The organism is Synechococcus sp. CBW1107, from assembly GCF_015841355.1.
In the GTDB taxonomy this organism is placed as follows: domain Bacteria; phylum Cyanobacteriota; class Cyanobacteriia; order PCC-6307; family Cyanobiaceae; genus Regnicoccus_A.
Genome location: NZ_CP064908.1, coordinates 2,605,780 through 2,627,952, shown reverse-complemented (window position 1 = coordinate 2,627,952; position 22,173 = coordinate 2,605,780). Strand labels below are relative to the sequence as shown.

Genomic DNA, 22,173 nt, shown 5'->3' with positions numbered 1-22,173 from the left:
GGGTGATGCTGGGGCGTGTGCTGGGGCTGGATCTCCGGTCAGATCCGTGGCCAGACAGAACGCCAGGGCCAGACCCGGCTCCAGGCGACCATCGGCTGAAGAAAAACACCCCGAACAAGCTGCCGGCGGGCTGGAGGATGCCAACGCCTGCAGCAGATCTGCGAGTGAGGTCTCTCGCCAAGGTTGGTGAGCAGCCACGTCCGGTGGAGGGATCAGGACGTCGGCAGACTCGCTCCAGGACCACGGGGCCAGGGGTTCTGGCCGTACTGAAGTCACCGTCGCCCGGAAGACAGACGACCCGAAGGCGAGCGGGCAGGTCTCCTGGCCCGGCGACGGTCACGCCACTCGACCGCAGAGAGGTAGATCACCCCTCCCGTGACGAAGACCAGCAACACCGAGGCGGTCAGTGCCAGGGCATTGGTGCTGGAGAGGGGAAAGTCAGGCATCCGGGTGTGGAGTGGGCCCTGGGGCGATCAGAAATTGATCGTGCCGTCGCCGTTGCGGCCCCAGACCACCATGGCGATCGAAAAGCTGAACAACGCAGCCAGGGAAGCCCAGCCAAGGGTGATGAGCATGGGATCGCCCAAGCAACAGTGATTCAGACTTTACCTAGGATGGGGCTGTCCCAGACGCAGTCCAACGATGGCAGCACCGGGAGTTCAGACGATCCCGGCGGGGATCCGGCAACGCCAGCACTATCCCCATCTCCGGGTCGTCGTGCTCGACGATGATGTCAACACCTTCCAGCACGTGGTGAACTGCCTGGTGCGTTACCTGCCGGGCATGGGACCCGACCGGGCCTGGGAGCTGGCCCATCAGATCGACTCCGAGGGTTCCGCCGTGGTCTGGAGCGGGCCCCAGGAGCAGGCTGAGCTGTACCACCAGCAACTCAGCCAGGAAGGGCTGACGATGGCACCTCTCGAGCGGGAGTGATCCCCGCAGGGGCGGCCGGGACACCGACGCGGATCGACTCCGGGACTCAGGCCAGTCCCATCAGGGCATCGTCCTGAGGGCAGACGCTGAACACAAGCAGGTTGCGCACCTGCAGCGTGAGGGCGCCCCGGTCGAGCACGTAGCTGAACACCCGTCCGGAGCAGACCTCCAGGCCGCGCACCTGGCGCCGCAAGGGCTCAACCAGGGTGAGCACTTCAACGGCTTCGCCGAGGTGGCGGCTGAGCTCGAGACTGAGCGACGCGCGTGTCAAAACCACCGCGGATCGGCGAAGGGCTTCATCGTCCTAGCGGTCCTGCCTAGGTTTGGTCACCTGAGAGAAATACCCATGGGCCGGGTGGTGATCACCCACAGCACCTACGTGGAAGGTCTGATTCCCGTGCTCAAAGCCCTGGCCCGGGACGAAGGCATCGAGACGATCACCCCGGCCGTGATCAGCCGTGTCAAGGGACACAGCCCACGCCTGCGTCTGCGGGTGTCGGTTCCGATCAACGGGGGATACAAGCTGCTGGCCCGGCGGGGCAGCACGGCCCAGGAGGTGTTCGTGCTGACCACCTGGCCCCGGGAGCAGCTCCAGAAACGCCTGGAGCTGCTCTGTCTCAAGGATTGAAAAGGGTGAACCGCCGTGCCGTCTTGCCCCAGTGTTCGACCTGGTAGTACCAGAGGAGCGGTCAAAGTGGGGCTCGGTTTCCGGCAACGAGGCCGGTGTACGTCACCGTCACGACAGACCACCCACGTCGAAGAGGGAGTCAGATCAGAAACTGTGAAAGGCAGTCACCAACACAGCAGTCCGCAGAAACTCTAAGGGGTACGAGCGGGTGGCAGCGGCCAGATCGCCCGGACTTCAGCCAGACGCAGGGCTGCCTCCCTGGCCCGCTCGGCCGCAGCTGAGGCCTTGAGCTCCAGGGTGATGTGACCCAGCTTGCGTCCGGGCAGGGCCAGACGTTTGCCGTACCAGTGCAGGTGAGCGCCGGCCAGGGACTCCAGGGCCTGGCGCTGCCTGGCGTAGGCCGCCGTGGAGGTCTCGAAACCCAGCAGGTTCACCATCAACGCGCCGCTGAGCTGCATGGAGGTGTCTCCGAGGGGCTCTCCGGCGACGATGCGCACCTGCTGGGCGAACTGGCTGGTGCGACACGCTTCGATCGTGTAATGGCCGGAGTTGTGAGTGCGCGGGGCGAGCTCATTGACCAGGAGGCCCGAGCGTCCGTAGAAGAATTCAATCGAGAGCACGCCCACGTAATCCAGCGCAGCCAGCAGCGAAGCCGCCACGTTGCGGGCGCGGGCCTCCACCGCCTGGCTGGCGGCAGCGGGCGCGAGCACCCACTCGCAGACCTGATCATGCTGGTGCGTCTCCACCAGGGGGTAGCACTGAACCGCCCCGAGGTGATCGCGACAGGCCACCAGCGCCAGCTCCTGCTCGAAGGCCACGAACTCCTCCAGCAGCCACAGGCCTGGATCCTCAGTCTCGATCAGGGCCTCCAGTTCCGCCTGGCTGCGGATCACCCGGGTGCCGCGTCCGTCGTAGCCCCCCCGCACAGCCTTGGCCATCAACGGAAAGTCGAACCCCGGCGGGAGCTGGGGTGGCTGAGGCGTCTCTGGCTCAGCCGCTTCAGCGGCGCGGTCCTCGGCTCCGTCCACCGGCGGATCCTCCGGCTCAAGCACAGGCGGGGGAGTCAGCAGTTGCTCCAGCGGGAACCAGCGCGGCGAGGGCAGGTGCAACCGCTCCAGCAACTGGCGCTGTCGGCGCTTGCAGACCAGATCCGCCAGGGACTGCAGCCGGGGAATGAAGACCACCCCCTCCTGCTCCAGCGGGGCGAGGGCCTCAAGGTCGAGCCATTCGTTCTCGAAACTGATCGCCGAAGCCCTCTCGGCCAGACGGCGGGAGGCCGCCAGATCGCCCAGCGGCGCCCGCACCACGCTGGTGGCCAGCCGTGCGGCGGGATCGGTGAGCTCCGGGGTCTGCACGTGCAGTTCAATGCCCTGCTCCCGGGCCGCCGCCGCCAGCATCCAGGCCAGTTGGCCGCCCCCCACCACGCCGATGCTGCTGCCCATCCCTGACCTCACGGACCACGCGACACCAGGGCGCGCGCCAATTCAGAAGCTTGCCATTCCCTTGACCATCAGGCTGGCCTCCTCAGCCTGGGCTCCCTCAGCTGAAGCCCTTCTCTCCCACCGCCAGGAAACGCAGCAGGCTGAAGATCAGCACGATCAGGAAGAGGGCCAGACCCACCGTGCAGGCGTAGCTGATGTCCAGCTCGGAGAACGCCTGGTCGTAGACGTAATAGACGAGGGTGCGGGTGGAATCGGCCGGTCCCCCCTGGGTCATCAGATACACCTCCTCGAACACCTTGGTGGCGGCGATCGCGGAGATCACCCCCACCAGGGTGATGTAGGGACGAAGCAACGGCAGGGTGATGTCGAGATGGCGCCGCCAGCCCTCGCTGCCATCGAGGGCGGCGGCTTCGTAGAGCTCCGGCGAGATGCCCTGGAGACCCGAGAGAAAGATGACCATGTAGTAGCCCAGGCCCTTCCAGAGGGTCACGAGCATCACGGCCGGCAGCGCCAGCCAGGGGGTGGTGAGAAAGCCGATCGGCGTGAACGCCTCCCCCAGCCAGGCGGTCAGCCAACCGTTGATCAGACCGTTTTCGGCATACAGCCAACGGAAGGCGATGGCCGCCACCACGATCGAGACCAGCACCGGGGTGTAGAAGGCGGCACGGAAGAGGTGAATGCCGGGCAGCTGGCGGTTCACCAGGACGGCCAGGGTGAGGGATCCCAGGACGATCGGCGGCACCACTCCGATCAGATAGAGGACGGTGGTGCCCAGCACCTGCAGGAACACCGGATCGGCCAGGAGCCGCCGGATGTTGGCCAGGCCGACAAAGCGCAAGGGTTCGCTCACGTCGAGCCCGGTGGCGGTGAAGCTGATCACCAGGGCCATCGCGGCCGGGATCAGCACCGAAACACTCAACAGCAGCAGCGCCGGAGCCAGAAAGCCCCAGGCCGTGGCGCTGCGGCCCACCCTGGCGCCACGGCGGGAGGACGACGGCGAGGCAGCGGGGGAACCATCCATGGGGCCATTGTGGGACGCACCATGACGAAGTCCACGGTCATGCCGAGCCGCTTCGAGGGCAGCGATCCGCTGCTGGTGCTGCGGGAGGTGTTCGGCTACGACGACTTCCGTGGTCCGCAGGAGGCGATCGTGCGGCATGTGATCGCCGGCGGCTCCGGTCTGGTGCTGATGCCCACCGGTGGCGGCAAATCGCTCTGCTATCAGGTGCCCGCTCTCTGCCGTGAGGGCCTGACGGTGGTGGTCTCGCCCCTGATCGCTCTGATGGACGATCAGGTGCTGGCCCTGCGCCAGGCCGGGGTGAGGGCGGCGGCGCTGCACTCGGGTCTCACGAGCGAAGCCACCGGCACCCTCTGGCGCACCCTCCAGAGGGGTGAACTGGATCTGCTCTACGTCTCACCGGAGCGGCTGCTGGGCGGAGATCTGCTCGAGCGACTGCAGGACAGACCCCTGGCCCTGTTCGCCATTGATGAGGCCCACTGCGTCTCCCAGTGGGGCCACGACTTCCGCCCCGATTACCTGCAGCTGGAGGCCCTCGCCCAGCGCGTCCCGCAGGTGCCAAGGCTGGCCCTCACGGCCACAGCCGATCCACGCACCCGTGGCGAGATCATCGAGCGCCTGGCCCTCGAGCAGGGGCGGGTGTTCCTGGCCAGCTTCGATCGTCCCAACATCCGCTACCTGCTGCGGCCCAAGCAGGAGGCCAGGGAGCAGCTGCTGGCCTTCCTGGAGGGGTTCCGGGGTGAAGCCGGCATCGTCTACGCCCGCTCACGCAGCCGCGTGGACAGCTTCACCGCCCTGCTGCAGTCCGCCGGCCACGAGGCTGTGGGCTATCACGCCGGGATGGACGCCGGAGAGCGCTCCCGTGCCCTCAGTCGCTTCCGCAACGACGCCGGCGTGGTGGTGGTGGCCACGATCGCCTTCGGAATGGGCATCGACAAACCGGATGTGCGCTTCGTCGCCCATCTGGATCTGCCCAAGAGCCTGGAGGCCTACTACCAGGAAACCGGCCGAGCGGGACGCGACGGACTTCCGGCCACCGCCTGGATGGTGCATGGGCCGGGGGATGTGCCCCAGCTGCGGCGCTTCATCGAGGACTCCGAGGCCGAGGCCGCCCAGAAGCGGATCGAGCACGGCAAGCTCGACGCGCTGGTGGGCTTCACCGAGGCACCGGGCTGCCGTCGCCAGGTGCTGCTCGCCCATCTGGGCGAAACATTGGCTGAGCCTTGCGGGAACTGCGACCGCTGTCTCGAGCCCCAGGTCCTGGAAGACCGGACCGTGGCGGCCCAGAAGGCCCTCTCGGCCGTGTTCCGCACGGGCCAGCGCTTCGGGGCTGCCCACCTCACCGACGTGCTGCTGGGTGCCGACACCGCCCGGGTGCGGTCCCTGGGCCACCAGAGCCTGAGTGTCTACGGCATCGGCAAGGAGCTGGACCGCGACCAGTGGCGGACCCTGCTGCGGCAGCTCACCGGCCAGGGATGGCTGGAGCCGGTGCCCGATGGCCGCGGCGGTCTGCGCTGGGGGCAGGAGGCCCGGGTCCGGGCCCTGCTGCGGGGGGAGATGACCCTGGAGCTGCCCGCCACCCCGACACGCCAGGACCGCAGGCGGGCCGCGGAACGGAGCCGCAGCGGCCGGCCGGCGGCGGAGCTGACGGTGGCGACCGGGGCTGATGCGGAGGCCGACACGGGCCTGGTCAGCGCTCTCAGGGACTGGCGCCGGGGACAGGCCCGTGACCAGGGGGTGCCCCCCTATGTGGTCTTCCACGACCGCACCCTGCTGGAGCTGGCGGCCAGGCGACCGGCCCGTCTGGTGGAGCTGGGACAGGTGAGCGGCATCGGTGCGGCCAAGCTGGAGCGTTATGGCGCGGCGGTGCTGGCGGTGATCCAGGGCTGGGAAGCCCAGGCCTAGCCTGGCCCATGTGTTCGTCACGCCGGTCCCAGCGATGATCCCCGCGCTTTCGGTCGAGCCCACCGGGACCGCCGGCCCCTCCGGCGTGGACCTTCCCGTCCATACGATCGAGGTGGCCCTCAGCAGTCAGCCTTACCCCGTGCTGATCGGTGAGGGCAGCCTCGCCCGGCTCGGTCCGCTGATCCGCTCCAGGGGAGTGGCGGCCGCCACCAAGGTGCTGGTGGTGACCAACCCGGTGGTGGACGGCTTCTACGGCCAGAGGGCCCTCGAGAGCCTCAGCGCTGCGGAGCTGGAACCCAGCCTGCTGGTGCTGGACGCCGGGGAAGATCAGAAAACGCCAGCCAGCGTGGCCCTGATCCATGACGCGGCCCAGGCCCGGCATCTGGAGCGGAGTTCACTGATCGTGGCCCTCGGCGGCGGAGTGGTGGGGGACATGGCCGGGTTCGCCGCCGCCACCTGGTTGCGCGGGATCTCGGTGGTGCAGGTGCCCACCACCCTGCTGGCGATGGTGGATGCCTCCATCGGCGGCAAAACCGGGGTGAACCATCCCGGCGGAAAGAATCTGATCGGGGCTTTCCACCAGCCCAGGCTGGTGCTGATCGATCCGAGCACCCTGGCCACACTGCCGCCGCGGGAATTCCGCGCGGGGATGGCCGAGGTGATCAAGTACGGGGTGATCGGTGATCCCCAGCTGTTCAACGACCTGGAGGCCGCCGGCGACCTCTCCAGTCTGGAGGCAGTGGGCGACAGCCTGCTGCAACGGCTGCTGGAGCGCTCCGCGGCGGCCAAGGCCCGCGTGGTGGCGGCCGATGAACGGGAAGGAGGCCTGCGCGCCATCCTCAACTACGGCCACACCCTCGGCCACGTCGTGGAGACCCTCTGCGGCTACGGCACGTACCTCCATGGAGAGGCGGTGGCGCTGGGGATGGTGGCAGCCGGTGACCTGGCCGTGGCCATGGGTCTCTGGAGTCCGGCCGAGCAGCAGCGGCAGTGCGCCCTGATCGCCAAGGCCGGCCTGCCATTGCATCTGCCACCCCTTGATCCTGAGACGGTGCTGCTCACCCTCCTGAGCGACAAAAAAGTGAGGAGCGGCACCGTGCGCTTCGTGCTGCCCACCGCCATCGGCGAGGTGCAGATCCGCAACGACGTGGGAGAAGACCAGATCCGGGCGCTGCTCGGGAACAAGAGCTCCCAGACGGGCTGAACGGGAGGACCGCGACGTCAGCCCTCACCCCCTTCCCCACCTTCATGGGGCTTCATGCCGTCATGGCTGCCCGGCTTTTCCTTGCTGGAGGACTCGGCGCCGGGGCTGCTCATCGCCGGCTTCTCCATCAGCGGGGCGCTGGTTCTGGGGGTCTGGCCATGACTGCAACCGGCCACACCCGCGGCCAGGCCAGCCGTGGCCAGGAACAGAGCGATGCTGGAGCGGTCCATGGGCCGTGTCGAAGCCATCCGGCCATTGTTCACCATCCACCATGCGCTTCGTCCTCGAACCCCTGCTCCAGGCCCACCAGGTGGAGGACTGGAGCAGGGCCCTGAGCCGTGAGGACACCAGCTGGCTGCCGGGAGCTGACACGGCGGGCTGGCATGCCCGCTCCGTCAAGCGCAACCACCAGCTGGACCGGCGCAGCCCGCTGCACGCCCAGCTGGCCAGCCAGGTGCAGGCCACTCTGCTGGCCCATCCCCTGATGCAGGCCGCCGCGCTGCCTGTGGCCATTCACGGCGTGCTGTTCAGCCGCAGCAGCGTGGGCGAAGGCTACGGAAGCCATGTCGACAATGCCTTCATGACCGGCGGCCGCTCCGACCTCTCCTTCACCCTGTTTCTGAGTGATCCGGAGACCTACAGCGGCGGCGAGCTGGTGCTGGAGAGCCCGACGGGGGAGGAAGCCCTGCGCTGCCCGGCAGGTCATGCCCTGGTGTACCCCAGCACCCAGTTGCACCGGGTGGAGCCGGTGCGTGATGGGGTGCGCCTGGCGGCGGTGGGCTGGATCCAGAGCCGGGTGCGCCGGGCGGACCAGCGGGAGCTGCTGTTCGAGCTGGACACGGCCCGTCGGGCGATCTTCCAGCGTGACGGCAAGGACGAGATCTTCGATCTGATCAGCCGCAGCTACACGAACCTGCTGCGTCAGTGGGGAGAGTGAGTCCGGTCCCCTGGGGGCGCCATGCTGGAACACCATCGCGCTCGGCCCGCCGTCATGTCCCAGGAGCAACTCAGGGCCTTCCTCGCCAGGGTCCAGGACGACGAGGAGCTCAGGCGGCAGGTGCTGGGTTCCTCCACTGCTGATGACGTGGCCAGACTCGCCACCTCCCTGGGCTTCGATGTCTCCGGAGACGAACTGCTGCGGGCCTCGGGCAAGCGCATCGGCAGGGTGACCATCACCAAGCAGGACATGCCCGGCGAATACAGCTGAACGTCTGCTGAACGTCTGATCCGGTTGCTGACATCCAGTCAGGTCCTGAATCCGGATTGATCCTGATTTCACATGGATGAGTCACTTCAGTCGGTCACTCCAGATGGATGAGTCAGTCCAGAGTTCGCTGTTCGCCTCCTGTGAGAAGATGTTTATGGATCGGCATGTCACGATGACGATGCCTTAGGGCAGGAGCCTGGGGTGGTGGTTCACTCTGGGCTCTTCCATCCCACAAATCCTCCGCTGAGCCGATCAGGCAACTCAGAGGCGCAGCACCAGGCCGTCACGCCTGTGAAAGTCGGCTTCCTTGCCCGGGTGGATCACGGCCCAGTAACTGAGCTGTCCCTGCTGTTGCTCGATCACCGCACAGACCCCAGCCACCAGGGCAGAAGGGGAGGAGCGAAGGTCATCCGGCAGCGGCCAGGCCAGCTCCAGCTCCACGACCCCGGGGCCTGACCTGATCGCGAAGGGCAACGCCCGCAGGGAGGGCTCGGTCTCCATCCCATGGCGGTAACCGCAGAAGCGGTAGACGTTCCAGTGGCCGGCCGGTGACAGGTTCACTTCCCGGTACTCCGGCTGCCCCTCCGCTGCCAGAAACAGCTCGAAACAGGTGCTGCGCCAGAGGTCATCGCGGCGCTCGGGCCGGGTTGAGGACTCAGGCAGCGCCACCGACTTCAGATCGCCGCCAATGCGCAGACACAACTCCAGGGCCCCACCCCGGCAGCGGATCCGCCCGCTCAGCTCCAGGCCGGTGCCCGGGGAAGCGGAACCGGCTGGCCTTGGGCCTGGCGGCAGATCTCCGGATTGGAACGGTTGCAGGACGAACGACTGCCAGGCGATCTCAGGGTCCTCAGGTCCGGAGGCCATCATCGGATCGCCGCCACAACGGCCTCAATGGCCGCCTCCTGCTCCTCGATGCTCTCGGTGAGCCGGAACTGAACCCGTGCCCGCAGCAGATTGTGACCTCTGTAGCGGGTCTTGAAGTAGAGATCCCCGGCGAGATGATCCGTGAGGAAGCGCAACCCCAGCTCGAAGCTGATCAGGCGAATCGCCACAGCGATGTGGTCGTAGTCGGCGGGAGTGAGGAAGGAGCTGGCCACGCTGCCGTATCCCCCGAGCAACGCTTCACAGAGACTCACATCGAAGTGCACCGCTCTCCAGTCGGCAATGTCCTCTCCCAGGGGATTGCAGGCCGATCTCAGGCAGTCGCCGATGTCGTAGTGCACCAGGCCGGGTTTGACGGTGTCGAGATCAACGAGGGCGACGGCCTGGTCTCCCTCCAGATCAAGCATGACGTTGTTGATCTTCGGATCGCCGTGGATCGGGCGCTCACGCAGGATCCCTGCCGCCTTGGCCTGCTCGAGCACCGGCACCAGAGAGCGACGCTGCTCCACGAAGGTCAGACAGTCGCTGAGCTCTGGGTCGGGGGAGGTTCCGAGCTGGGCGATCACCTGGTCGAATTGACGCAGATAGCTGGGGGTGATGTGGAATCCCTCCAGGGTGTCGGCCAGGTGGTCCGCGGGCAGATCACTGATCAGCCGGTGAAACATGCCCAGTCCGAAGCCGACTTCACGGGCATGGCCGCTGTGACCGATCCGCTCCAGGGATTGAGCCCGCTCCACGTAGCCCAGAGCACGCCAGAAGCTGGAGCCTTCCCACACCCAGGGCCGGCCATCGGCGCGGGCCTGGAACACCCGTGGCACCACCCAGCGGCGCCCCTCCAGTTCCCTGGGAGGTTCGAGCAGCCGTCTGGCCACATGATCGCTGAAGGCCACCAGGTTGGCCATCACCAGTTCTGGGCTTGAGAACACCCCGGTGTTCACCCGTTGCAGCACGGCGGCGGGCCGGGCCGGCTCCCCCAGCCGCACCAGGTAGGTGTCGTTGACGTTGCCCTGGCCCAGGGGTTCGATGCCCCTGACCGGGCCACCGAGGTCGAAGCGCTCGGCAATCGCCGTAAGTGCCCCGCTGGCGTCGACGATGGGAGGCACCGGATCACTCATCGGCGGGGATGAGCACGGTGGTCTGCAGGCTGTCGGTGCCGAGGTGGTCGGTGATCACCCAGATGCACAGCCCCTGGCCCAGGTTGTAGACACTGCGCAGGCGGCCGCACTGGTGGTAAGCAGCCAGGGTGTTGGCCCTGGCATCACGGGCATCGACCTCACCCCAGTCGCCGCGGCGGTGGCGGGACACCAGGCGCTGCAGCGTCTCGAGATCCAGCCATTCGCGCACCTGCGGGCAGACGTGCACGGGACCGAGCAGCAAACGAGCCTTCATCAGACCGGCCCCTCACCGAGGTGGCCGATCCAACCGGAGCGACTGGTCAAGGCCGGCCGGCCTCGTCCGCGGAGGCTCCCGTGAGGCTCGGCATCACCGCACTGATCTGACCCACCCCGAGGGCCAGCACCAGGAAGCAGACAACCAGCGCCATGAGGCTGCTGAACGACACCGCCACGGACTCGGCCTCGCCCGGCACCAGGGACTTCACCGTCATGGCCATAGGGCTTCCCGTGCTCCTGGAACCCAGCCTGATCCAGAAGCCGCGTTGGGGAACCAGGTCGACAAGCTCCTTCACCCGATCGCGCCATGGCCGCCTCAGCCATCACGGTTGGCAGCCGGCGGTGCGCTGGCGGGGAACCGCTGGAGGTAGACGGCCACCGGTATGGGTCTGTTCTGGGCATAACCCACGGGCAGCCAGAGGTCACCGGCAGTGGAGGCGAAGTGGATTTCCCAGTGGTAGAGACCCGTGTAAGCGGCGGGATCCTCGCGCAGCAGGGCGGCGTAGTGGAGCACGGCCTTGCCGTAGTAGTCGCTGTTGTTGTACCCCCAGAGCCCCTTGCGAATGTCCTTCAACCCGCCGCGGCGCACCAGATAGCGGGCGGCGGCGTGGATGGCGTCGTGGGGATCGCGGATATCCCCCTTGCCGACACCAGGCTGGGCCCAGGTGGTGGGCAGGAACTGCATCGGCCCGCGGGCGTCGGCCACCGAAACCCCATCGATGCGGCCCATGCCCGTTTCCACCAGGTTGACGGCGGCCAGCACTTCCCAGTCGATGCCGGTGGCCGCCTCAGCGCTGCGGTAGTACCGCAGCAGGTTCTCCGCCGGCTCAGGCGCCACGATCCTCCAGGCCGGCAGGGTGGCACTGCCGGCCTGGAGGATCGTGGCGGCGCATGGAGAGGAAGGCACGGCGTGCCGCCAGGTGATGGTCCAGCACCCCTTGCCAACGGGGGGGAAGCCGGCGGCGCACCTCCTGGGCCTGGCTCTCACGAACCGCCAGCACCCGCAGGATCACCTGGTGCTGGTGGCCCAGAGCCGGCAACGACTCCCCCGAGGTGGCGGGCGAACGCAGTGCCTCCTCGAGTGACACCAGCAGCTCGGCTACGGCCTGGGGATCGCTGGGCACGACCGGATAGTGGCGACCATCGGCCGCCAGGGGCAGACCCGGCTCCGAAGGGAGCAGAACCGTGACCGGAGGCGGGGGAGGCTCAGGCTCTGATGCGGGCGGAGACGGTGCCTCCACCACCGCCAGGAGAGGGCCCCGCTGCCGCGGTCCGAAGGCCGCTGCAGAGCCGATCACCAGCAGAGTCAGACCCACCAGAGCGAGCAGAGACCAGCGACGGTGGGAAGCGGGCATGGAAGGATCCGGAGGCTGGTCGCAGGCAGGACGATATCGGTGTCCGCACCGATCTGAGCCGCTCAGGGGGAGACCCCCAGCAGGAAGCCGATCAGGGCCGTGGCTCCCATCGCCAGAGCCCCCCAGATGGTGACCCGAAGGATGGCGGTGCTCAGTCTGGCGCCACCGGCCCTGGCAGAGACCCCGCCCAGCAGCCCCAGGAACAGCAGCGAGGTGAGCGAGACCACCACCCCGATTCTGGAGGCGGGCAGGAAAGCGGCCGTGCCCAGGGGCAGCGCCGCCCCGATCGAGAACATCGCTGCCGAAGTCAGAGCGGCCTGGACGGGCCGGGCGGCGAGGGAGTCGGTGATGCCCAGTTCATCGCGGGCATGGGCTCCGAGGGCATCGTGACGGGTGAGCTGCAGCGCCACCTCATGGGCCAGGGCGGGCTCCAGGCCCCGATGCACGTAGATGCCGGTGAGCTCGGCCAGCTCCGCAGCCGCGTCATCGGCGAGCTCCTGACGCTCCCTGGCCAGGTCGGCCTGCTCGGTGTCGGCCTGGGAACTCACCGACACGTATTCACCGGCCGCCATCGACATCGCTCCGGCCACCAGTCCGGCCGCTCCGGCCAGCATGATCGCGGCATGGTCGGCCTCGGCCGCCGCCACCCCCACCAGCAGGCTGGCGGTGGAGACAATGCCGTCATTGGCCCCGAGCACCGCAGCCCGCAGCCAGCCCACCCGGGACGTGCGGTGCTGCTCCTGATGGCGCATCCAGTGACCGTGGGACCAACCGTCTCGCTGCTGTGCCACGTGTGTCGAGGTGCCGAGGCGGGGGGAGGCCGAACCACGGCCGGAGACTCATTCTGATCCCCGCGTCATCGCCTTCTCGGTCAACTGGACGCCGAGGTGTAGTAGCGCAGGGCATGGCGCCACAGGCCACGGCTGAGGCCAAGGGCCACTACAGCCATCCCCAGGCTGGCCAGCACCCAGGGAAGGGTGGCTCGGCCCAGGATCGCTTCCGCCGGCACGGTGGTGAGGAAGGCCACCGGCAGCACCAGGGTGAACAGCGTGCGCAGAGCAGGGGGATAGGCACTGACGGGAAAGCGGCCTGCCACCAACGTGCTGCGCAGCACCTCCGTGGCATTCCACACCTTCACGAACCAGATGCTGGTGGCCGCCAGCGCGAACCAGAGGCTGTAGAGGATCAGGGCGCTGCACAGGAGCAGCAGAGCGGTGCCCAGCAGAGTGAGCAGCGATGGGGTGGCCCCCGCCCGTCCCGCTGCCAGCACGATCAGCCCCAGCCCCGCCAGCAGACCTGGCAGGCCCCAGGGGGAGAAGCTTCGGGCCGAGAGCCAGAACTGACTGTCGATCGGCTTCAGCAGCACGAAATCGAGGCTGCCGGTGCGCACATGATTCACGATCGCCCCCAGGTTGGGCTGGAGCAGGGTGCTGCTGAAGCCATCGAGCAGGGTGTAGACCCCCAGCACCACCAGGGCCTCATCCCAGCTCCAGCCCCCGAGGCCATGGCCACGGCCATAGAACAGCGCCAGCACCACCACGCTGCCGGCCAGGTTGCCGAGCACCGAGAGCAGCTCGATCAACGCGTTGGCCGGATACTCCAGTTCCATCGCCAGCGCCGAGACCCAGAACTCCCTCAGGGTGCGTGCATAGCGCCCCATCAGGCCCCCATCGCCGCGTAGCGGCGCAGTCCGGCGCGCCAGAGCAGCAGATAGAGGGGCAAGAGCAGGGCCATCCAGGCGGCCATCGTCACCAGCCCCCCGGCCAGGTTCACCTCGCCGCCGGAGAGGAGCCTGGCCGGGAAGTCGACCATCGATGGGAAGGGGGTGACCTGCGCCAGGCGGCGCAGGCCGGGGGGAAAGGCCTCCAGCGGCGCCACCAGTCCCGAGAGGAACAGGTAAGGGATCAGCAGCAGGCGATCCAGGGCCGCCGCCCGCTCGCTCCAGAAGCAGGCCATGGTGATGACCGACTGCAGCAGGAACCGCAGCAGAAAGGCCAGGTGGGTCACCAGCAGGCCCAGCAGCCACGTGGAGGGCGGTGGCCAGCCGCTGGCCCCAGCCCCCAGCAGCCAGACCGCCAGCACGATCGCCAGGACGAAGGACACCCGCGTGGCCTGCTCGGCGATGTGGGCGGCCAGGTAGCGCCAGAACGGGTGCAGAGGTTGCAGCAGGTAGGGGGAGAGACGCCCCTGCAGGGAGTCCTCCTCGAACACATGGATCACCCAGACCACCGTGAACTGACGCACGACGAAGGCCGCCAGGAAGTAGCGGTTCAGCGCCGCCGGACTGAGGCTGAGATCTGCGGCCGCCCCGGCGCCGCTCCAGAGGGCCAGCATGATCAGGGGCAGGAGGCCGGAGAGGGCCCAGAGCGCGATCTCGGCGCGGTACTCGAGCATGTAGGCGTACTGGACCGAGAGCAGCACCCGTGCCAGCCGGAGCGTCCGTTTCATCCCACCACCCCCTCACGGAAGAGGCGGCCGATGATCTCCTCCACCGGCGGATCGTTCACCTCCAGATCGAGCACGGGAAAGGTGGACAGCAGCCGCGAGATGGTGGCCGTGAGCCGATCCCGTGACACCAGCAGCCGCAGCCGGTGACCTGCGAGGGATTCGATTTCGCCGAAACCAGCGAACGCCTCCGGCGGGTAGACCGCCCCCAGATCACAGCAGACCTCCCGGTATGGGGCGAGCTGCTGGGTCAGCTCCTGCAGGCTGCCGTCATAGAAGAGATGGCCCTGGTCGATCAGCAGCACCCGCCGGCAGAGGGCGGTGATGTCGCCCATGTAATGGCTGGTGAGCAGGACGGTGGCGCCGGTGCGGAGGTTGTAATCGGCGAGGAACTCACGCACCCGCGCCTGGGCATTCACATCCAGCCCGAGTGTGGGTTCGTCGAGAAAGAGGACGGAGGGACGATGCAGCAGCGCCGCCAGCAGCTCGGCCTTCATGCGCTGGCCGAGCGAGAGCTTGCGCACAGGCCGGCGCAACTCCTCCCCCAGCTCCAGCATCTCGGCCAGTTCATCGATGCGACGGCGGGCTTCGGCGTCGCTGATGCCGTAGACCGCCGCATTGACCCGCAGGGAATCGAGCGGGGGGAGGTCCCAGATCAACTGCTGCTTCTGCCCCATCACCAGGGTGATCGTCCGCAGGAAGGCCGTCTGGCGGCGGAAGGGCCTGAAGCCAGCCACCCGCACCTCACCGGCACTGGGCTCGATCAGGCCGGTGAGCATCTTGAGTGTGGTGGTCTTGCCGGCTCCATTGCCCCCCAGGAAGCCCACCACCTCGCCGGGCTCGATGCTGAAGCTGACATCCCGCACCGCAGGAATGTCCTTGAAGCGGCGAGCGAAGAAGTGGCGCAGGGTTCCAGCCAGGCCGGGTGACTTGTCGGCCACCCGGAAGCACTTGCCGAGCCCGCGGGCCTCGATGATCGGCATCTCAGACTGTCCCCTGACCCGAAGCGACAGGGGGTGCTCCGCAGCCGCTCAAACGTCGTCCTCGTCCTCGAGAAGCAAGGAGTGGAAGGCGGTGTAGAGATCGGGGTGCTCCACCGCCAGGCGGGGATCGGCCCGGGGAGCGGTGCTGCGCCCAGGACCCCGGCGGCGGCTGGTCTGGGTTGCTGGCGTAGCGGATGGACCAGCCGGAGCGCGCCGCTCGCCGGCCTGCTGGGCCGAGCGGCTGGCCTCCAGGCCGCGCAGACGCTCCATCAGATGAGGCGGAACGCTGCCGTCGGGGCTCACCTGCATCAATTCGCGAAAGAGCTGCTCAGGGTCGGACTCCAGCTCGACCTGGTGGCGTTGCTCGCTGGCCCTGGGCTTGGCGCTGGCGGGCGGCACCGGCAGGGGCTGGGGCAGCTGACGGCCGAGCTGGCGAAGGCGCTCGAGGCTGTGGGCGTCGAAGCTCATGGCAGCGGGGGAATTGGGGTCAGGGACAGCCGAGGGTGTCGCGGGTGACACGTCCCGTGACGGGATTGGTGCCGCTGGCCATGGCGCACAGGGAGGTGAGCACATCCCCGCGCAGGGGCACATTGGTGAAATCAGCCCCCTCGATCGCCACGTTCACGAACTTGGTGTTGAACGCGAAGGCATCTTCCAGCACGGCGTCGCGCAGATCGGTGCCCTCCAGCACCGCCGAATCCAGGGTGGCCTCGCGCAGATCGACGCCGTGCATGTCGGCGTCCTGGAGCTTGGCGCCGAACAGGCTGGCGTTGCGCATGTCGGCGCCGGAGAGATTGGCGTCGCGCAGATTGGTGAGATTGAACGTGACTCCGCGCAGATCAGCGTCATGGAAATCAGCGCCGATCAGCACCTGTTTGGCGTAGTCCATCGCGGCAGGGGCCGGAGCGGCAGGCAGCAACAGCAGCAGCGCCAGCAGGCCACAGCCCAGCCAGGCCACCAGGCCCTGGACCAGTGAACGCAGCGGGGCAGCCATGGCAGGAAAGGGACACCACGGGAACCCTAGGAAAAGCCCGAGACCAGCCCGTTGACCCAGAGCAGAACGCAACGCGCCCGAAGCCGCAGCGCACTGCCCGGGGCCTGGGCCGAGCAGCGCGCCTGGCGCCTGTTGCGCCAGCGGGGCTGGCGGCGCCTCTCCAGCCGCTGGAGTTGCCGCTGGGGTGAGCTGGACCTGGTGGTGACCAAGCCAGGCCGGCTGCTGGTGGTGGAGGTGAAGGGGCGCCGACGCTGCGGCGTCGATGGCTGGGGCGTGGCCGCCCTCGGAACGAGCAAACGCCGGCGGCTGGCCAGGGCGGTGAGCTGCTGGCTGGCGGAGCATCCCGAGCAGGCTCAGCACACCCTGGAGGTGGTCTGTGCCCTGGTGCCCCTGCCACCGACGGCCGGTGCCGTGCGCTGGCTGCCGCTGGAGACACTTGCGGCGGCTCAGGGGGAGGGCTGAGCCTCCGCTGGCCCCTGCAGTGGTGACATCGGCTGCGGTTGTGGAGCTGTCTGCTGATCCGCCTGCTGCCCGGCCGGCGGCTGGCTGAACTCCACGCTGCAGCGGTAGCGGTAGTTGCCCATGCCCACCGTCAGCTCCTGGCAGCGGTGCCGGCCGGGGATCGCCCCCCGCGGCACCAGTTGCCTGGCGCGCTGGAGCGCATCGTCCCTGCTCCAGACGGAGTCGGCGCTGACGCTGCCGCAGTGGGCCGGAGCCACCCAGATCAGGCAGGGCAGAGCAGCGGCCGCACAGAGGGCCCTCCACGGCGCCCAGTGCACCGGAGAAGGCCCTGGGGAGCGGAATGATCCGATCGACGCGACGGGGGTCGATGGACGGAGGCGAATGGGGCCCATGGCGGCCTGAGAGGTGGGTGAGCCAGGGATAGCCAGGGATCGGCCGCCCGGCCGGGCAATCTGGAAGGCCCGCCCAGTCACACCCATGTCCTTCGGGGGCCACCACACCCGCAAGCGCTTCGGCCAGCACTGGCTCACCGATGCCGGCGTGCTGGAGCGGATCGTGGCGGCGGCGGAGCTGCAGCCGGGGGAGCGGGTGCTGGAAGTGGGCCCGGGCCGTGGAGCGCTCACGGAACGGCTCCTGGCCACAGGGCTGGCGGAACTGCATGCCATCGAACTGGACCGCGACCTGGTGGCCGGCCTGCGCCGGCAGTTCGCCGGCGATGAACGCTTCCAGCTGCTGGAGGGTGACGTGTTGCGCCTGGATCTGCCTCCGGCTGACAAGGTGGTCGCGAACATCCCGTACAACATCACCGGCCCACTGCTGGAGCGGCTGGTCGGCCGGCTCGACCGTCCCCTGGCCAGCCCCTACCAGCGCCTGGTGCTGCTCGTGCAGCAGGAGGTGGGCGAGCGCATCCGGGCGGTGGCCGGAAGCAGCGCCTTCAGCGCCCTGAGCGTGCGCCTGCAACTGCTGGCGCACTGCCGCTCGGTCTGCGCCGTTCCTCCCCGCTGCTTCCAGCCGCCACCGAAGGTGATGTCGGAGGTGATCGTGCTCGATCCCCTGCCGCCATCGGAGAGGCTGGAGCCGCAGCTGGCCGGGCGGCTCGAGGGCCTGCTCAAGCGGTGCTTCGCGTCCCGCCGCAAGATGCTGCGCAACTCGCTGGCCGGGCTCTGGCCCGAGGAGGAGCTGAGCGAACGGGCTCAGCGGGCAGGGGTGTCCCTCAGGCAGCGGCCCCAGGATCTCTCACCCCAGCGCTGGGTGGAGCTGACCCGACAGTTGTGCCCCACACCTCAGAGCCCGCGTGTGTCGAGCCCACCCATCCCCGAGCAAACCGCCCATGGCTGACCCCGTCCCAGCGCTCACCCGCTCGGCCCCCCTGCTGGTGGAGGCCCCGGCCAAGATCAACCTCCATCTGGAGGTGCTCGGACTGCGGGGCGATGGCTTCCATGAGCTGGCGATGGTGATGCAGAGCCTCGATCTGGCCGATCGCCTGGCGATCGAGCCCCGGGATGATGGGGCGATCGTGCTGCATTGCCCAGGCAGCACCCTGCCCACCGACGGCGGCAACCTGGTGGTGCGTGCCGCCGAGCGCCTCAGGCAGCACGCCGGCAGGCCGGAGCTGGGAGCCACGATCCAGCTGGACAAACGCATCCCCGTCGGCGCCGGCCTGGCCGGCGGCTCCAGCGACGGGGCGGCCGCCCTGCTGGGCCTCAACCGGCTCTGGGGTCTCCAGCTCGACGAAGGCAGCCTGCAGCAGCTGGCGGCGGAGCTGGGGTCGGATGTGCCCTTCACCCTCTCCGGCGGCACCCAGCTCTGCTTCGGCCGCGGGGAGATCCTCGAGCCGGTGCCGCTGCCTGAAGAGGCTCCGCTCGTCCTGGGCCCCCGGGGCCCCGAGGAGCTGGCGGTGCTGCTGATCAAGGACCCGACCGCCAGTGTCTCCACCCCATGGGCCTATCGCCGCTGCCGTGAGCTGCGTGGCGACTTCTATCTCGAACGCGAGAGCGACTTCGAGCAACGGCGTCAGAGCCTGCGCCACGGGGCGTTGCTGACGGCGCTGCATGGGGATCGGCCCCTGCCGCCCCTGCGCAACGACCTGCAGGTGGTGGTGGAGCCGGAGCAGGAGAGTGTGCGAGCGGGGCTGAGGCTGCTGCGCCAGGCGAACGAACCGCTGGCGGTGGCGATGAGCGGGTCGGGGCCCAGCCTGTTCGCCCTCTTCGCCGGCCTGCAGCAGGCCGAGTCGGCCCGGGAGCAGCTGCGGGAGGCCCTGGCCGAGGGCGGTTTCGAGGCCTGGTGCTGCCGCTGCAGCAGCCGGGGGGCCAGGATCATCGAATCAGCCCAGGCCCCATGAGCACACCGGAGCCCACCGAATCCCAACCGAGCCCCCCGCGCAAGGGTCCGCTCAGTTTTCTCTCCGGCTCCCTCACGAGTGGACTGCTGGCCTGGGTCTGTCTGGGACTCAGCCAGCGGGTGGTGGGTTGGTACAGCCTGCATCCGCCCCACTACAGCAAGGCCTTTGCCCAGAGCATCGGCACGGCCATGAAGACACTGGTGGTGGGCATGAGCTTCCTGGCCACCTTCACCTTTGCCTTCGTGGCACTGGGGCTGTTCCTTGTCTTCATTCGCAGCCTGCTGCCGGTCAGTGAGAGCGAGGCTTCCTAGGCTGAGTCGGCGCGTGTTTCAGCCATGACTCCCCACGATCTCGGCCTCCTGGCCCTGCTGCTCTCCCCGGGCATGCTGCTCTCGGTGCTGCTGCTGGCCACCTTCGCCGCTGGGGGCTGAGATAAGTTGGCCGCTCCACCGGCAGTCGCCGGGTTCGCAGACCGTCCGTGGCCGAGACACTTCTCTTCAACGCCCTGCGCGACGCCATCGACGAGGAGATGGCCCGTGACCCCCACGTGTGTGTGTTCGGGGAAGATGTCGGCCAGTACGGCGGCTCCTACAAAGTCACCAAGGATCTCTACGAGAAGTACGGCGAACTTCGGGTGCTGGACACCCCGATCGCCGAGAACAGTTTCACGGGGATGGCCGTCGGTGCCGCGATGACGGGACTGCGCCCGATCGTGGAGGGGATGAACATGGGCTTCCTGCTGCTGGCCTTCAACCAGATCTCCAACAACATGGGGATGCTGCGCTACACCAGCGGCGGCAATTACACCATTCCAACGGTGGTGCGTGGTCCCGGTGGTGTCGGGCGACAGCTGGGAGCTGAGCACAGCCAGCGCCTCGAGGCTTATTTCCACGCCGTGCCCGGCATCAAGATCGTGGCCGTGAGCACTCCCACCAATGCCAAGGGCCTGATGAAGGCCGCCATCCGAGACAACAACCCCGTGCTGTTCTTCGAGCACGTATTGCTGTACAACCTCAGCGAAGAGATTCCCGAGGGAGATTACATCTGTTCCCTGGATCAGGCTGAAGTGGTGCGCGAGGGCAAGGACATCACCATCCTCACCTACTCCCGCATGCGCTACCACTGCCTCAAGGCAGTGGAGCAGCTCGAAGCCGATGGAGTGAGTGTGGAGCTGATTGACCTGATCAGCCTCAAGCCCTTTGACCTGGAGACCATCACCCGTTCGATCCGCAAGACCCACAAGGTGATGGTGGTCGAGGAATGCATGAAGACCGGTGGCATCGGCGCCGAACTGCTGGCCCTGATCACCGAACACTGCTTCGATGATCTCGACGCCAGGCCCTTGCGCCTCTCCAGCCAGGACATCCCCACCCCCTACAACGGCGCCCTCGAGAATCTGACGATCATCCAGCCCCGGCAGATCGTCGAGGCCGCCAGGCAGCTCAAGGCAGGCACGATCTGAGATGGCACGCCAGCAGGGGTTGTTCGCCCTGATCCTGGCTCTGGCGATCGCCGCCGGAGCCGTTCTGTTCAGCTTCCCCCTTCAGCTCGGGCTCGATCTGCGTGGAGGAAGTCAGCTCACCCTGCAGGTGCTTCCGGCCGGTGCGATCAAGACCGTGCAGCGGGAGCAGCTCGAGGCTGTCAAGGAGGTGCTCGACCGCCGCGTCAACGGACTGGGCGTGGCCGAATCCACCCTGCAGACCATCGGTGACGACCAGCTGGTGCTGCAGCTTCCGGGCGAACAGGACCCCACCAGGGCCGCCAAGGTGTTCGGCACCACGGCCCTGCTGGAATTCCGCGCCCAGAAGCCCGGTACCGAGCGGGAGATGCAGGGGCTTCTGCGGCTCAAACGCCAGGCCCAGTCGGTTCTTGACCTCAGCCGGCGCCGTACCTCTGCGGAACCAGCACAGCCTGCGGCGCCAGGCCAACCCCCTGCACAGACCCCGAGCTTCCCAGCCGAGGATCTGGCCAAGGCCCTGCGCGAGCTCGGGGTGTCGGTGCCGCCGGGGGCTGGGGAAACCGAGCAGATCGAAGCCCTGCTGGATGAAGTGAACAAACGTGTGGTGGCGCTCTACGAACCGGCCGCCCTCACCGGCAAGGACCTGGTCACGGCGGGCCGCCAGCAGCAACAGACCGGCACCGGCTGGGATGTGACCCTCAACTTCAACCGCCAGGGAGGTGAGGCCTTCGCCAAGCTCACCCAGTCGATCGCGGGCAGCAACCGGCTGCTGGGCATCGTGCTCGATGGCCGCTCGATCAGCGAAGCCTCCGTGAGCCAGGAGTTCGCCGCGGCCGGAATCACCGGAGGCGCCGCCAGCATCACGGGCAATTTCACGGCCGAAGAGGCCCGCGATCTGGAGGTGCAACTCCGGGGCGGCTCTCTGCCCCTGCCCGTGAAGATCATTGAGGTGCGCACCGTCGGCCCGCTGCTCGGGGCTGAGAACATCCGCACCAGTCTGGTGGCTGCCCTCGCGGGTCTGGCCCTGGTCGCGGTCTTCATGGTGGTGGTCTACCGGCTGCCCGGGGCCGTGGCCGTCGTGGCCCTCAGCCTCTACGCCCTCTTCAACCTGGCCACCTACGCCCTGATCCCCGTGACCCTCACCCTGCCGGGCATTGCCGGCTTCATCCTCTCGATCGGCATGGCGGTGGACGCCAATGTGCTGATTTTCGAGCGGGTGAAGGAGGAGCTGCGCTCGGGCAACACCCTGATCCGCTCGATCGACGGTGGCTTCTCGCTGGCCTTCAGCTCGATCCTCGATGGTCACGTCACCGGGCTGATCAGCTGCATCGCCCTTTTTGCCCTGGGAACAGGCCTGGTCAAAGGCTTTGCCGTCACCCTCGGCATCGGTCTGCTGCTCAGCCTGTTCACCGCCCTCTCCTGCACGCGCGTGCTCCTGCGACTGATGATGAGCTACCCGACCCTGCGCCGGACCACTTACTTCCTGCCCAGCCGCCAGCTGACCTCGCCAGCCGCCTGAGC

General features: G+C 68.0%; 29 protein-coding genes, 1 other RNA gene and 1 pseudogene. 12 read left to right on the top strand and 19 right to left on the bottom strand.

The window, feature by feature from the left end; genetic code table 11:
* Positions 1 to 272 precede the first annotated feature (272 nt).
* Positions 273 to 446, bottom strand: a complete 174-nt coding sequence (locus I1E95_RS13780) for a hypothetical protein (RefSeq protein WP_197163129.1) — start codon at positions 444 to 446, stop codon at positions 273 to 275.
* 27 nt (positions 447 to 473) lie between these two features.
* Positions 474 to 575 (bottom strand): cytochrome b6-f complex subunit PetN, encoded by a 102-nt coding sequence (petN, locus tag I1E95_RS13775; protein ID WP_197163127.1) that lies wholly within the window; start codon positions 573 to 575, stop codon positions 474 to 476.
* 67 nt (positions 576 to 642) lie between these two features.
* Here petN and clpS point away from each other — a divergent pair, with 67 nt between their 5' ends.
* Positions 643 to 933: an ATP-dependent Clp protease adapter ClpS gene (gene clpS, locus I1E95_RS13770; protein ID WP_197163125.1), complete on the top strand. Its 291-nt coding sequence runs from the start codon at positions 643 to 645 to the stop codon at positions 931 to 933.
* Between the two features lie 46 nt (positions 934 to 979).
* Here clpS and I1E95_RS13765 read toward each other — a convergent pair whose 3' ends face one another.
* Complete coding sequence (locus I1E95_RS13765) at positions 980 to 1,210, bottom strand: hypothetical protein (protein ID WP_197163123.1); 231 nt, start codon at positions 1,208 to 1,210, stop codon at positions 980 to 982.
* Between the two features lie 69 nt (positions 1,211 to 1,279).
* Here I1E95_RS13765 and I1E95_RS13760 point away from each other — a divergent pair, with 69 nt between their 5' ends.
* Positions 1,280 to 1,561, top strand: a complete 282-nt coding sequence (locus I1E95_RS13760; protein WP_197163122.1) for a DUF2103 domain-containing protein — start codon at positions 1,280 to 1,282, stop codon at positions 1,559 to 1,561.
* 3 nt (positions 1,562 to 1,564) lie between these two features.
* Here I1E95_RS13760 and ssrS read toward each other — a convergent pair.
* From ssrS to I1E95_RS13745, 3 genes are all read right to left on the bottom strand, one after another.
* A non-coding RNA gene (ssrS, locus tag I1E95_RS13755) (6S RNA) lies at positions 1,565 to 1,746 on the bottom strand.
* A gap of 6 nt (positions 1,747 to 1,752) precedes the next feature.
* Positions 1,753 to 3,003, bottom strand: coding sequence for a 5-(carboxyamino)imidazole ribonucleotide synthase (locus I1E95_RS13750; protein WP_197163120.1), 1,251 nt, complete (start codon positions 3,001 to 3,003; stop codon positions 1,753 to 1,755).
* A gap of 97 nt (positions 3,004 to 3,100) precedes the next feature.
* Positions 3,101 to 4,024: a carbohydrate ABC transporter permease gene (locus tag I1E95_RS13745; protein ID WP_197163118.1), complete on the bottom strand. Its 924-nt coding sequence runs from the start codon at positions 4,022 to 4,024 to the stop codon at positions 3,101 to 3,103.
* Between the two features lie 21 nt (positions 4,025 to 4,045).
* On the opposite strand from I1E95_RS13745, the gene recQ reads away from it, so the two are divergent.
* Both recQ and aroB read left to right on the top strand, forming a co-directional pair.
* Complete coding sequence (gene recQ / locus I1E95_RS13740) at positions 4,046 to 5,926, top strand: DNA helicase RecQ (protein WP_231594648.1); 1,881 nt, start codon at positions 4,046 to 4,048, stop codon at positions 5,924 to 5,926.
* A gap of 34 nt (positions 5,927 to 5,960) precedes the next feature.
* Positions 5,961 to 7,130, top strand: a complete 1,170-nt coding sequence (gene aroB / locus I1E95_RS13735) for a 3-dehydroquinate synthase (RefSeq protein WP_231594647.1) — start codon at positions 5,961 to 5,963, stop codon at positions 7,128 to 7,130.
* 17 nt (positions 7,131 to 7,147) lie between these two features.
* On the opposite strand, the gene I1E95_RS13730 is transcribed toward aroB, so the two are convergent.
* The gene (locus I1E95_RS13730) at positions 7,148 to 7,378 is read right to left on the bottom strand and encodes a hypothetical protein (RefSeq protein ID WP_197163116.1); all 231 of its coding nucleotides are present in this window, start codon (positions 7,376 to 7,378) and stop codon (positions 7,148 to 7,150) included.
* Positions 7,379 to 7,401: 23 nt separating this feature from the next.
* On the opposite strand from I1E95_RS13730, the gene I1E95_RS13725 reads away from it, so the two are divergent.
* Entirely contained in the window at positions 7,402 to 8,067 is a 666-nt protein-coding gene (locus I1E95_RS13725) for a Fe2+-dependent dioxygenase (protein WP_197163114.1), read from the top strand.
* A gap of 54 nt (positions 8,068 to 8,121) precedes the next feature.
* Positions 8,122 to 8,337 (top strand): Nif11-like leader peptide family natural product precursor, encoded by a 216-nt coding sequence (locus I1E95_RS13720; protein WP_197167531.1) that lies wholly within the window; start codon positions 8,122 to 8,124, stop codon positions 8,335 to 8,337.
* Positions 8,338 to 8,598: 261 nt separating this feature from the next.
* On the opposite strand, the gene I1E95_RS13715 is transcribed toward I1E95_RS13720, so the two are convergent.
* From I1E95_RS13715 to I1E95_RS13665, 11 genes and pseudogenes are all read right to left on the bottom strand, one after another.
* Positions 8,599 to 9,207 (bottom strand): DOMON-like domain-containing protein, encoded by a 609-nt coding sequence (locus tag I1E95_RS13715; protein WP_231594646.1) that lies wholly within the window; start codon positions 9,205 to 9,207, stop codon positions 8,599 to 8,601.
* Entirely contained in the window at positions 9,204 to 10,337 is a 1,134-nt protein-coding gene (locus I1E95_RS13710) for a phosphotransferase enzyme family protein (protein WP_197163110.1), read from the bottom strand. The genes I1E95_RS13715 and I1E95_RS13710 overlap by 4 nt, the downstream gene beginning before the upstream one ends.
* The gene (locus I1E95_RS13705; protein WP_197163109.1) at positions 10,330 to 10,611 is read right to left on the bottom strand and encodes a hypothetical protein; all 282 of its coding nucleotides are present in this window, start codon (positions 10,609 to 10,611) and stop codon (positions 10,330 to 10,332) included. Before I1E95_RS13705 ends, I1E95_RS13710 begins: the two co-directional genes overlap by 8 nt.
* Before the next feature lie 46 nt (positions 10,612 to 10,657).
* Positions 10,658 to 10,828, bottom strand: a complete 171-nt coding sequence (locus I1E95_RS13700; protein WP_197163107.1) for a hypothetical protein — start codon at positions 10,826 to 10,828, stop codon at positions 10,658 to 10,660.
* A 101-nt stretch (positions 10,829 to 10,929) separates the two neighbouring features.
* Positions 10,930 to 11,968: pseudogene (locus I1E95_RS13695) on the bottom strand (transglycosylase SLT domain-containing protein).
* 62 nt (positions 11,969 to 12,030) lie between these two features.
* The gene (locus tag I1E95_RS13690) at positions 12,031 to 12,720 is read right to left on the bottom strand and encodes a VIT family protein (RefSeq protein WP_197167530.1); all 690 of its coding nucleotides are present in this window, start codon (positions 12,718 to 12,720) and stop codon (positions 12,031 to 12,033) included.
* 119 nt (positions 12,721 to 12,839) lie between these two features.
* Positions 12,840 to 13,628 carry an ABC transporter permease gene (locus I1E95_RS13685; RefSeq protein ID WP_197163105.1) on the bottom strand — a complete coding sequence of 263 codons (789 nt, stop codon included), beginning with the start codon at positions 13,626 to 13,628 and terminating at the stop codon, positions 12,840 to 12,842.
* Entirely contained in the window at positions 13,628 to 14,416 is a 789-nt protein-coding gene (locus I1E95_RS13680) for an ABC-2 family transporter protein (RefSeq protein ID WP_197163098.1), read from the bottom strand. Before I1E95_RS13680 ends, I1E95_RS13685 begins: the two co-directional genes overlap by 1 nt.
* A complete protein-coding gene (locus I1E95_RS13675; RefSeq protein ID WP_197167529.1) occupies positions 14,413 to 15,390 on the bottom strand; it encodes an ATP-binding cassette domain-containing protein in 978 nt (325 codons plus the stop codon). Before I1E95_RS13675 ends, I1E95_RS13680 begins: the two co-directional genes overlap by 4 nt.
* A 54-nt stretch (positions 15,391 to 15,444) precedes the next feature.
* Positions 15,445 to 15,864, bottom strand: a complete 420-nt coding sequence (locus tag I1E95_RS13670) for a hypothetical protein (RefSeq protein ID WP_197163096.1) — start codon at positions 15,862 to 15,864, stop codon at positions 15,445 to 15,447.
* Between the two features lie 19 nt (positions 15,865 to 15,883).
* A complete protein-coding gene (locus I1E95_RS13665; RefSeq protein WP_197163094.1) occupies positions 15,884 to 16,390 on the bottom strand; it encodes a pentapeptide repeat-containing protein in 507 nt (168 codons plus the stop codon).
* 51 nt (positions 16,391 to 16,441) lie between these two features.
* Here I1E95_RS13665 and I1E95_RS13660 point away from each other — a divergent pair, with 51 nt between their 5' ends.
* Positions 16,442 to 16,852 carry a YraN family protein gene (locus tag I1E95_RS13660; RefSeq protein ID WP_197163092.1) on the top strand — a complete coding sequence of 137 codons (411 nt, stop codon included), beginning with the start codon at positions 16,442 to 16,444 and terminating at the stop codon, positions 16,850 to 16,852.
* Here I1E95_RS13660 and I1E95_RS13655 read toward each other — a convergent pair.
* A complete protein-coding gene (locus tag I1E95_RS13655; RefSeq protein ID WP_231594644.1) occupies positions 16,837 to 17,109 on the bottom strand; it encodes a hypothetical protein in 273 nt (90 codons plus the stop codon). The two genes, I1E95_RS13660 and I1E95_RS13655, sit on opposite strands and share 16 nt — an antisense overlap.
* Before the next feature lie 220 nt (positions 17,110 to 17,329).
* On the opposite strand from I1E95_RS13655, the gene rsmA reads away from it, so the two are divergent.
* The 5 genes from rsmA to secD all read left to right on the top strand — a co-directional run bounded on the left by rsmA (position 17,330) and on the right by secD (position 22,171).
* Positions 17,330 to 18,190, top strand: coding sequence for a 16S rRNA (adenine(1518)-N(6)/adenine(1519)-N(6))-dimethyltransferase RsmA (rsmA, locus tag I1E95_RS13650; protein ID WP_197163089.1), 861 nt, complete (start codon positions 17,330 to 17,332; stop codon positions 18,188 to 18,190).
* Entirely contained in the window at positions 18,183 to 19,193 is a 1,011-nt protein-coding gene (gene ispE, locus I1E95_RS13645) for a 4-(cytidine 5'-diphospho)-2-C-methyl-D-erythritol kinase (RefSeq protein ID WP_197163087.1), read from the top strand. Before rsmA ends, ispE begins: the two co-directional genes overlap by 8 nt.
* On the top strand, positions 19,190 to 19,504 hold the full coding sequence (locus I1E95_RS13640; protein WP_197163085.1) for a DUF3082 domain-containing protein: 315 nt from the start codon (positions 19,190 to 19,192) through the stop codon (positions 19,502 to 19,504). The genes ispE and I1E95_RS13640 overlap by 4 nt, the downstream gene beginning before the upstream one ends.
* A gap of 167 nt (positions 19,505 to 19,671) precedes the next feature.
* Positions 19,672 to 20,655 carry a pyruvate dehydrogenase complex E1 component subunit beta gene (locus I1E95_RS13635; protein ID WP_197163083.1) on the top strand — a complete coding sequence of 328 codons (984 nt, stop codon included), beginning with the start codon at positions 19,672 to 19,674 and terminating at the stop codon, positions 20,653 to 20,655.
* A 1-nt stretch (position 20,656) separates the two neighbouring features.
* Complete coding sequence (gene secD / locus I1E95_RS13630) at positions 20,657 to 22,171, top strand: protein translocase subunit SecD (RefSeq protein WP_197163082.1); 1,515 nt, start codon at positions 20,657 to 20,659, stop codon at positions 22,169 to 22,171.
* The last annotated feature ends 2 nt before the right edge of the window (positions 22,172 to 22,173 follow it).